The 7,998-nt window shown below is 44.3% G+C and carries 7 protein-coding genes; 1 reads left to right on the top strand and 6 read right to left on the bottom strand.

What is annotated here, in order from left to right; genetic code table 11:
• Positions 1 to 102 precede the first annotated feature (102 nt).
• From HMPREF9420_RS03030 to dnaN, 6 genes are read right to left on the bottom strand one after another with little or no spacing between them, the layout of a single operon-like run.
• Positions 103 to 1,758 (bottom strand): tetratricopeptide repeat protein, encoded by a 1,656-nt coding sequence (locus tag HMPREF9420_RS03030; protein WP_044078720.1) that lies wholly within the window; start codon positions 1,756 to 1,758, stop codon positions 103 to 105.
• Positions 1,759 to 1,795: 37 nt separating this feature from the next.
• Positions 1,796 to 3,457, bottom strand: a complete 1,662-nt coding sequence (gene recN / locus HMPREF9420_RS03025; protein WP_007133949.1) for a DNA repair protein RecN — start codon at positions 3,455 to 3,457, stop codon at positions 1,796 to 1,798.
• 9 nt (positions 3,458 to 3,466) lie between these two features.
• On the bottom strand, positions 3,467 to 4,372 hold the full coding sequence (porD, locus tag HMPREF9420_RS03020; protein WP_007133948.1) for a type IX secretion system protein PorD: 906 nt from the start codon (positions 4,370 to 4,372) through the stop codon (positions 3,467 to 3,469).
• Positions 4,329 to 5,519, bottom strand: a complete 1,191-nt coding sequence (coaBC, locus tag HMPREF9420_RS03015; RefSeq protein ID WP_007133947.1) for a bifunctional phosphopantothenoylcysteine decarboxylase/phosphopantothenate--cysteine ligase CoaBC — start codon at positions 5,517 to 5,519, stop codon at positions 4,329 to 4,331. Before coaBC ends, porD begins: the two co-directional genes overlap by 44 nt.
• Positions 5,513 to 6,373, bottom strand: coding sequence for a 3'-5' exonuclease (locus tag HMPREF9420_RS03010; protein ID WP_007133946.1), 861 nt, complete (start codon positions 6,371 to 6,373; stop codon positions 5,513 to 5,515). Before HMPREF9420_RS03010 ends, coaBC begins: the two co-directional genes overlap by 7 nt.
• A 24-nt stretch (positions 6,374 to 6,397) precedes the next feature.
• Positions 6,398 to 7,519, bottom strand: a complete 1,122-nt coding sequence (dnaN, locus tag HMPREF9420_RS03005) for a DNA polymerase III subunit beta (RefSeq protein ID WP_007133945.1) — start codon at positions 7,517 to 7,519, stop codon at positions 6,398 to 6,400.
• A 198-nt stretch (positions 7,520 to 7,717) separates the two neighbouring features.
• Here dnaN and HMPREF9420_RS14560 point away from each other — a divergent pair.
• Positions 7,718 to 7,998 (top strand): DUF3127 domain-containing protein (locus tag HMPREF9420_RS14560; protein ID WP_007133944.1); only part of this gene is annotated, 281 nt, incomplete at its 3' end.

The raw sequence follows: 7,998 nt of genomic DNA, 5'->3' as shown, positions 1-7,998 counted from the left end.
CGGCGTAGTTATACAATAGGTATCGTCATAAATACTCCTAAGTCTAAAGTGGTGGTGCAGCGCTGTTGAGATAACAGCGCTGCACCCTTTTTAGTTTCATTTTTATTTGATTCGTTTAAGATACTCATCGGCCCGTTTGTCACCCAATTCTTTGGCCTTTAGCAATGATAAACGGGCTGTTTCTTTCTTGCCAAGTTCGAGTTGGGCAATGCCAAGTAGCAGGTGGCCGTCGGGATATTCGGGGGCGAGTTCTGTGCAGCGCTGGGCGGCTTTTTCGGCATCTTCAAGATGTTTCACGCGAAGGCTGAGCGAGGCCATTTCGGCATAATAGGTGGGCTCGTCGGGGGTGAGGATGATGGCGCGGGCGATGTCGTTGAGCGCTTGTAGATATTGACGTGTTTTGTTCTCACACTTATAGCGCATGTAGTAGAAGTCTGAGGTGAGTGGGCGTCCTTGCATGAGCGAGTCGTAGAGATTGTAGTCTTTCAGTGCTGCTCGATATTGTTCTTGGCTGTCAAGGGCCATGCCGCGTGCCAGCACATAGGGAGCCGCTACGGAGGTGAGCGGTTGGGGGCAGGCGGCTACTGCACTGTCGAGTAGGGCCATGATTTCGGTTTGTGGTGCTTTGAGCATTGTTTTGCACTGGGCCGCTTCATAGAAGAATTCTCCATTGCGAATGGGACTTTTGGTGAGCGCCATAAAGCGGTCGTAGGCCTGTTGGTATTTCTTTTGTGCATAGATGATTTGTGCCTGTTGGTGACGATACACGTCTAAGGGGTTGATGTTTTCGGCTTTTTGAGCCTCTTCAAGGGCTTTGTCGAGTGTCCATGCGGGATAGGAGTTGTCGGGATGATAGATTTGCTTTTGCAGAATGACCTTGGCGTATTCAGAGTGGGCCTCGTCTTTCTTGGTGGCACGCTCGATGGCTGTCTGCATCATCTTGTCGGCTTCGGCATATTTTCCTGCATTGACATAGCTCATGGCCTTTGTTGAATATCCTTCGGTGGCGGTGGGGAAGCGTTTGATGAAGTCGTCGATATATGCTTCTCGCTTGAGTGAGTCGGTGGTTTCGCCAGTCATCATCATGGTGAGCAAGGCTTCATCCTGTTTTTCGGGCAGGGCAGTGCGTATAGCGCAGGTGCGCAACACGGGGTCGTTGATAGAGAAGGCATTTGCTTTGAGGCTGTTGGCCAATCTCACGTCGGTGGCATATACCTCTCCTTGTTTGCCGTGTTGTAGGAGTCCGATGACTTGTGCTCGCTCATTGACAAAGGGGCATCCGTTCATGTTCTCGGGGGTGTCTTGAGAGAAGATGTAGTAGTTGTATTGGCCCATGAACTTCTCTACTTTTTGGATGTTGAGGGCTTTGATGCTGGCTTTAGGATTGCCATAGCCCACGAGAAAGGCTTTTCCTGTTGTTTGGTTTTCGGCAATGGGGGCGGGTTGAGTGGTTCCGCTAATGGTGAATTTGCAGACATCATAGAGTTCGTTTGCGCCGATGATGGTTTCGACGGTGTGTTGTTTGCCTTGCGCATCGATGACAATGGCGTGGTCGGCTCCGCTGAAGGGTGCCCATGTGCTGACGGCCTGTCCGTCGGCAGACACGAAGATGCCGTGTGAGGATGCTTTGAGGCTTCCGTCTTTATTGAATGTGGTGAGTGTGAACACGGCCTTGGCAGTTTTCTGCATGGAAGCGTTCTGTGCAAATGCTCCAATGGTGAAGATGAGGAGCATGAAGGATAAGATAGTCTTTTTCATTTTGAATGGTTTTATGATGTATAGAGGAGAGTTAGTGTCAAGCTTTGTTGAGCAGTGCTTTTGCATTGCTGATGGCTTCGGCTGAAACCTTGGTTCCGCTGAGCATTTGCGCAATCTCTTGTATTCTCTCGTTGTCGGTGAGTCTTTGCATGTGACTCGTGGTTCCGTCTTTGGTTTCTTCTTTAGATACTTTATAATGGGCTGAACCTAAGGCCGCAATCTGTGGCAAGTGGGTGATGCTGATGACCTGTCGATGGTTTTGTCCCATTTCTTGCATGATTTGTGCCATCATCTCGGCCACTCGTCCGCTCACTCCGGTGTCAATCTCATCGAAGATGATGGTGGGGAGTTTTACGGCTCCACTGATCATGGCTTTTATAGAGAGCATGACGCGTGCAATCTCGCCTCCTGAGGCCACCTCGCTAATGGGTTGTAGGGGTGTGCTTTTGTTGGCGCTGAAGAGGAAGGCTGTTTTGTCCTGCCCATCTTCGGAGAGTTCTTTGACAGTGAGTTGTATTTGAAATCTCACATTTGGAATGCCTAAGGGAATGAGCCTGTTTGCCATTTCTTTTTCGGCTTGTCGGGCAGCTTTCTCACGTTTCTGAGTTAGCATCTGGGCTTTCTTGCGGCATTCGCCTTCAAGCTTGGCGACTTTTGTTCGTGTTTCTTCAAGCAGGTCATCGGCATTATCAATGTTAGCGAGCTTGGTTTCGAGTTCGTTTCTTAGTTGAAGGAGTTCGTCGATGGTAGAGACGCGGAATTTTTGTTGTAGCATGTAGATGGTGTCAAGGCGTGCATTGAGTTTATCGAGTTGAGCTGGGTCAAAGTCAATGTGTTCAGTTGTTCGGCTAATCTCCTGTGCGATGTCTTTAAGTTCGATGTGACAATTGTCAAGTCGTTGAGCTAACTCACGTGCATCGGGTGAAAATTTGCCGATGGCATGCAGTAAGTTTGAGGCTTGCTTGACTTGTTCAACTGCACCTTGCTCGTCTCCGGCAAGCAGGCTGTCGGCTTCATAGAATGAGGTTTTGATTTCTTCGGCGTGTGAGAGTTGTTCAGTTTCTTGTTCAATGCTCTCTTGCTCGTCGGGTTTGAGTTGTGCTTTGTCTAACTCGTTGAATTGAAACCGCATGAAGTCTTCATTCTCTTTGCTTTGTGCAAGATTGTCTTCAAGAAGTTTGAGTTCGCTGAGTGCTTTCCGATAGGCTTTGAAACTTATTTGATATTCATTTCTTTCTTTCTCGTCGTGAGCAATGATGTCAACCACATTGAGTTGGAAGTTTTCTTTTTGTAGAAGCAGATTTTGGTGTTGACTATGGATGTCGATAAGCCTTTCCCCCAGAGTTTTTATAAGGGTTAGCTGCACGGGAATGTCGTTGATAAAGGCTCGGCTTTTCCCATTTTTATTGATTTCCCGCCTTAAGATGCAATCCTCAGGGTCATAGTCGATATCATTCTCTTGGAAGAAAGCGCCTAAGTCATAGTTTTTGAGGTTGAAATGCGCTTCGATGATACATTTATCTTTTTCGGCTTTGATGACCTTTGTGTCTGCACGCTGTCCTAATAGTAGGTTGATGGCTCCGAGAATAATGCTTTTCCCGGCTCCCGTTTCACCAGTAATGACAGAGAATCCACTATCAAAAGAGATATTGAGTTCGTCTATTAGTGTGAAATTTTTGATGTATAATTGTTTCAGCATATTCTTGATTTATTGTTTTATTCTCTCCCAGCTTTCGTTTAGGCTGGCATTGAGTGTGAAGAGTATGTCATAGATTCGTTCTTTCTCTTTTTGTGTGCCATGACCTTGATAGATGTTGGCAAGTTCATCTTTTTTATAATCGGTCCATAGTTGGGGGAGTCTGCTCAGCGGTCTGTTTTCATGCGCCTTCCATAAGTTTTCTTCGAGGGCAGTGGTGATATTCACTCGTGCTTTCTCTGGATTTGTGGCCATTTGGTCTAATCCCTTTCGATAATAATCATATTGGAGTGTTCGGAAAGGACTTAATTTCTCATCAGTATAGGCATTGATTACCGCAAACCGATTTCGGTCGTCGTCAAAACTCTTCCATCCTGCAAAGTTTAACCCCTGTGCATTGTTGGCTATGTTGAGGCATTGCTGGAGTATGTCAGTTCCTCCCATAGGCGAAAAGCTGTCTAAGTTGATTCCAATGATGAGATAGGCATAGTAGGCGCATAAGGCCGTGAGCTGATTGTTGATGTGTTCTTTGTTGAACTCTAATTGCGCAAACTCAGCATATTCGAAGTCAAAGTTATTGTCGGTGTTGCTATAAAGCACTGTGGTGTATGTTGAATTGAATACAGGTCGGTTGGCTTGTATAATGGCTTTACAATTGAAGGTATTGTTCTGTTGATCGTATTTATTCACCGTGATATTAAAACTGCACGCTATCCGCTCATTCTTTTGAAACTGGAGGTCGGTCCATTTTCTATCATTGAGAAACTGGGTAAGGGTGTTTTGCAAGTTGTCGAATATCGCATTGTTTGTACCTTGTATTTGGGTGTGGTTGATATTTACGACAGCTTGTAGCTCTTGAGCCATGAGTGGCCAGCTATAAAAGATTAGCCAACTCGTTAATAATATCTTTGGCAACATCCGTTTTAGGTTTCTTGGCATATTCTTTTTTCCCTTTTTGATGGATAATCGTAATCTGATTTTCATCACTTTTGAATGTGGTTCCAGGGTTGCGTGTAGAGTTTAGCACAATGAAATCCGCATTTTTCTTCGTCAACTTGTGCTTGGCATTTTGCTCTTCATTGTTGGTTTCGAGTGCAAAAGCAACGATATGCTGGTTGGAGGTCTTCATTTTCCCAAGTTCAGATGCAATGTCTTGTGTGGGTTTTAGCTGTAGAATCAAATCGTCTTTCTCACGTTTAATCTTTGTTTCTGCCACGTTTCCAGGTTTGAAATCGGCTACTGCCGCACACAAAATGGCCGCATTCTGATGTGGAAAGGCCTTTATAGCCTGCTCATACATCTCTTCACAACTCTCCACATCTATTCTATTGATGCCTTGAGAACAATGAAGATTCACGGGACCACTAATCAATGTTACTTCCGCACCACGTTGATAGCATTCCTCAGCCAAGGCAAATCCCATCTTTCCGCTTGAATAATTGCCAATGAATCTCACGGGGTCAATCTTTTCATACGTGGGACCTGCCGTAATCATGATATGCTTTCCCGACAGGTCATGGGTTGAGTTGAAGAAGTGTTCAAGGCTTTCTACAATCTTTTTGGGTTCTTCCATTCGGCCTTTTCCCTCAAGTCCACTGGCCAGAAAGCCACTTGTAGGCGCTATGATATGATTGCCATAGGATTTCAGTTGTTGAAGGTTGGCCTGTGTAGAAGGGTGTTGATACATATCAAGGTCCATTGCTGGGGCTATAAATATGGGGGCTTTCATGCTGAGATAGGTGGTGATGAGCATGTTGTCGGCAATGCCGTGTGCCATCTTGCCGAGTGAACTTGCCGTGCAAGGGGCTATGAGCATAGCATCTGCCCACAATCCCAAATCTACATGAGAGTGCCAGGTGCCATCACGCTGGGCAAAGAACTCACTGATAACGGGTTTGTGCGTTAATGCCGAAAGCGTTATCGGGGTGATAAATTCTTTGCCTGATGGGGTGATGACCACCTGTACTTCAGCCTCATGTTTGATGAGTTCACGGATGATGAGGCATGATTTATAGGCCGCTATCGACCCTGTTATGCCGAGTACTATCTTCTTTCCTTTTAGCATGAGTGCTTGTTAAATTCACGAAGCCGAATGCGCGTCAGCACCTGTTTTGTGTTGTTTGGAAAGTCGGCTCCCAACATCCAAGAATAATATCCTGGGTCTTTCTTCAAGACTTCTGCCACAGGATAGTCCTTGTATTTACCAAAGTTGAATACTTCTTGCAGTTGAGGCTTTCCATCTTTATCGGTTAAAGGTTTCCCTTCTTTATCTGTGATAGGTGCCCAAATCATGCGTCCTGCAAAGTCAACATTGTCGTTTTGTTTGGAAAACTCGGCCAAGAAGTCCATATCATTCGGTAGAATACGCTCGTCTTCGTCCTGTTGTTCTTTAGAATACATATCCAATTCACCCATCAATACCCGATAGGTTGCTTCAGTATCTTGGTCTGCTCGGTGAGCCTCAAAGTCTTCTTCCATCTTCCTTCCACAATAAAACTTGTAGGCAGCTGCCAGATTTCTTCTTTCCATCTTGTGGAAGATGGCTTGTGCATCTATGAGTCGGCATTTAGAGAAGTCGAAGTCTATGCCTGCACGCAAGAATTCTTCGGCGAGCATTGGTACGTCAAAACGATTGGAGTTAAAGCCTGCAAAGTCACATCCTTTGAACGTTTCGGCCAATGTTGTTGATATCTGTTTGAAGCTGGGTGCATCCTTAACTTTCTCGTCATCAATGCCTGTTAGTTCGGTAATCATCTCAGGAATGTGCCTTCCTGGATTGATAAGATGGTCTCCACGCTCTTCTTTTCCATCAGGATAGACCTTTATGAACGAAAGCTGTATGATGCGATCGTTTACAATATCAAGCCCTGTAGTCTCGAGGTCGAAGACTACAAGGGGCTTTTTCAGATTTAATTTCATTTCTTATTTATGTGTTGTCGTTCCTTAATCGTTGAGCAACATAGGCATGATCAACATCAGAACATTAACATTTTCAGGTTGTTCGGTAGGCACAATAACACCTGCACGGCTTGGGTCTGCCAATTGGAAGTTTACTTCATCACAATCAAGATTGTTCAGAATCTCTTGTAAAGAGCTTCCCTTAAAGCCAATACTCATTTGTGGACCATTATAGTCACAAACGATTTGTTCCTTTGCACTGGTTGCAAAATCAATGTCTTCAGAAGACACTTCGAGTTTACCTGATTCAATGCGGAAGCGAACTAATTGACTGCTTTCACTTGCAAATGGGAGTACACGGCGTAAAGCTCCGATAAGACTCTTACGGTCTATACTCATGTTGTGTGGGTTTTCAGGAATCACACTATTGTAGTTGGGATAGTTGCCTTCAATGAGTCGACAACAGAGCTGACCTTCTGCAAAGCGTATTTCGGTAGTGCGGTCGTCAAACTTGATAACAACATCACTATCGTCTTTACTCAAAACATTTTTCAAAAGTGTAGCTGGTTTCTTGGGAAGGATAAATGAAGCCGGAGTGTCACTTTTCACTGTATAGTCTTGATTGCGTACAAGCTTATGACCATCTGTGGCTACAATGGCCAGATAATCGGGTGTAAGGTCAAAGTATATGCCATTCATCACAGGACGAAGTTCGTCTGTTGCTGTGGCAAAAAGTGAGCGTGTGATGTTATTAATCAATGAGTTTGAAGCCATTGTTATCACGTGTGCACCATCAGGAACAGCTTGTGTGTGAGGATATTCGTCAGCATTTTGTGCCGTGAAGTTATACATACCATTCTGATAAAGAATCTTGATGGTGAGGGCTTCTATATCAACTTCGAATTGAAGAGGTTGTTCTGGAAGCTCTTTTACGGCGTCAAGAATCGTACGATTGGGCACAGCAAAGCTTCCTTCTCCGTCACACTCACTGAGTGGCACAAGCGAAGTCATGACATTCTCATTGTCTGATGCTGTAATCTTTAATCCACTATTGCTTACTTCGAAGAGGAAACTATCGAGTATAGGTAGTGAATTTTTGCTGTTGATTACCTTGGCAAGTGATTGAAGGCGAGCGTTAAGAGCGCTGCTGGATAATGTAAATCTCATTAGTATCTTTCTTTAATAGTTATTATTCCACTTACGTTTTTTGTAGAGACAAAAATACTAAAAACCCTTGTGTAAAACAAAAAAAGACATAAAATGTTTCATTTATTAGAACTATTTTAGTAATTTCGCAAAATCAAGTGTAAAAACAAAAACACGATTTTTAGTTTAAGAATCATTGAAAATAATATAAAATAAACTATGGATTTACAAGGAAAGGTTATTGCAGCATTGCCCGCTCGCTCGGGAACTTCTGCTCGTGGCGAATGGAAAGCGCAGGATTTTGTTATCGAAACGCATGAGAATTTCCCTCATAAGATGGTGTTCAGTGTGTTTGGTGATGAGCGCTTGCAACGTTTCAATATACAAATTGGACAAGAGGTAAATGTTTCTTTCGATATCGATGCCCACGAATATAATGGACGTTGGTTTAATAGTATTCGTGCGTTTGATGTTCGTCAGATTGATCCAGCTTCGTTAGG

Origin of the sequence: Segatella salivae DSM 15606 (assembly GCF_000185845.1) — a bacterium.
GTDB classification, from domain to species: domain Bacteria; phylum Bacteroidota; class Bacteroidia; order Bacteroidales; family Bacteroidaceae; genus Prevotella; species Prevotella salivae.
This window is presented reverse-complemented; position numbering and strand designations above follow the sequence as displayed.

Bases quoted from the DNA above. Each gene is read 5' to 3' on its own strand.
- dnaN (WP_007133945.1), bottom strand. From the start codon at position 7,519: ATGAGATTTACATTATCCAGCAGCGCTCTTAACGCTCGCCTTCAATCA.
- coaBC (WP_007133947.1), bottom strand. From the start codon at position 5,519: ATGCTAAAAGGAAAGAAGATAGTACTCGGCATAACAGGGTCGATAGCG.
- HMPREF9420_RS03030 (WP_044078720.1), bottom strand. From the start codon at position 1,758: ATGAAAAAGACTATCTTATCCTTCATGCTCCTCATCTTCACCATTGGA.
- porD (WP_007133948.1), bottom strand. From the start codon at position 4,372: ATGTTGCCAAAGATATTATTAACGAGTTGGCTAATCTTTTATAGCTGG.
- HMPREF9420_RS03010 (WP_007133946.1), bottom strand. From the start codon at position 6,373: ATGAAATTAAATCTGAAAAAGCCCCTTGTAGTCTTCGACCTCGAGACT.
- recN (WP_007133949.1), bottom strand. From the start codon at position 3,457: ATGCTGAAACAATTATACATCAAAAATTTCACACTAATAGACGAACTC.